Annotated in this window: 1 protein-coding gene and 1 pseudogene; both read right to left on the reverse strand. The window is 47.1% G+C overall.

Features of this window, described 5'->3' with window-relative positions:
- Positions 1-134: 134 nt before the first annotated feature.
- Positions 135-965: a DUF4198 domain-containing protein gene (locus tag R7190_RS25780; RefSeq protein WP_318137666.1), complete on the reverse strand. Its 831-nt coding sequence runs from the start codon at positions 963-965 to the stop codon at positions 135-137.
- Between the two features lie 15 nt (positions 966-980).
- Positions 981-1,075, reverse strand: a pseudogene (locus tag R7190_RS25785) (DUF2271 domain-containing protein); the annotation flags it as partial.

Here is a 1,075-nt window from a genome sequence, read left to right on the forward strand (position 1 = left end):
TGACAACTCATTAGAGGAAAGTGAGCAGAAGCGTGAAAGGAAGAAAGTCCAGCCAATAGCAGAGCAGCTTTAAGAATAGAAGTGTTGTTCATGTTGATTCCAAAATGGCTCAGCGCTTGCTGAGCCTAATTCGATTAGTTGAGTAGAGTTTCAAACGTTAGGTGTACATTCGCGCTGGTTTTGTCAGCTAATGGGTGATTGTTCAACTCACCTTTGTAGTTCGCTTTCATTAGATAGCGCCCTGCCACGTCTGGCGTAAAAGTAATTTTTCCGTCTTTATCACTCACCACGTCAATTTGCTCTTGATGGTTGCGATACAACGTACCTTCACGCGTGATCTCTGCCGTCACACCTTGTTGAGGTTTGCCATCGAAGAAGAACTGGAACGTCACCGCTTCACCTTCAATGATGTCAGATGGGTGAGTCAGCGGTTTTAGCTCTAGCAATTTGCCTTCAATTTCTAACGCTTTTTCTGTTGGTTTACCGACCGTGATGTAGCTTTCTGCGCGGGTGTAGCTTAGCTGAGTCACCACATCACGCGTTTTTTCTGGTAGCACATCAGCGCGCTCAGCTTTATTGGCTCTAACCCACTTCACAGTATCGCGGCGACCTGCGTTGTACTGGGTGTAGTAGCTCGGCTCATTGTTGATCGCAACCTTATGCGTGCCCTCTTCAACAAAGAAGAAATCGAACATCGAACGACGCTTACCGCGTATTACAAAGTTCGGGCGCTCAGAGCGGCCATCCGGCATGATGACAAAAGCTTGTTCGCTACCTGCTGGCTTATCGAATACAAATGTGCCATGAGAAGCAGTCACATCGAACGTGAGCCAATCACCACCTTCTTTAGAAACGGTAAAGTGTGAAGGCAAAACCCAACGAGGATGTGCTTGTGCCGTTGTCGCTGCAGCTAATCCCATTGCCATTACGCTTGCTAACGCCACTGCTTTCATTTTGGTTTTCATTGTTGTGTCCTTCTATCACTTAACTTGGTAATTGACGGTGATGACCCCCGTCTCTTGAGTTGGTTTGAGTTGGTAGCGCACCTCACTGTCCGCTAATGTCATTTTTTGGC

It is taken from the genome of Vibrio sp. 1078-1 (assembly GCF_033340475.1).

What these genes read in the sequence shown, in the direction of transcription:
- R7190_RS25780 (WP_318137666.1), bottom strand. Translation starts at nt 965, where the DNA reads ATGAAAACCAAAATGAAAGCAGTGGCGTTAGCAAGCGTAATGGCAATG.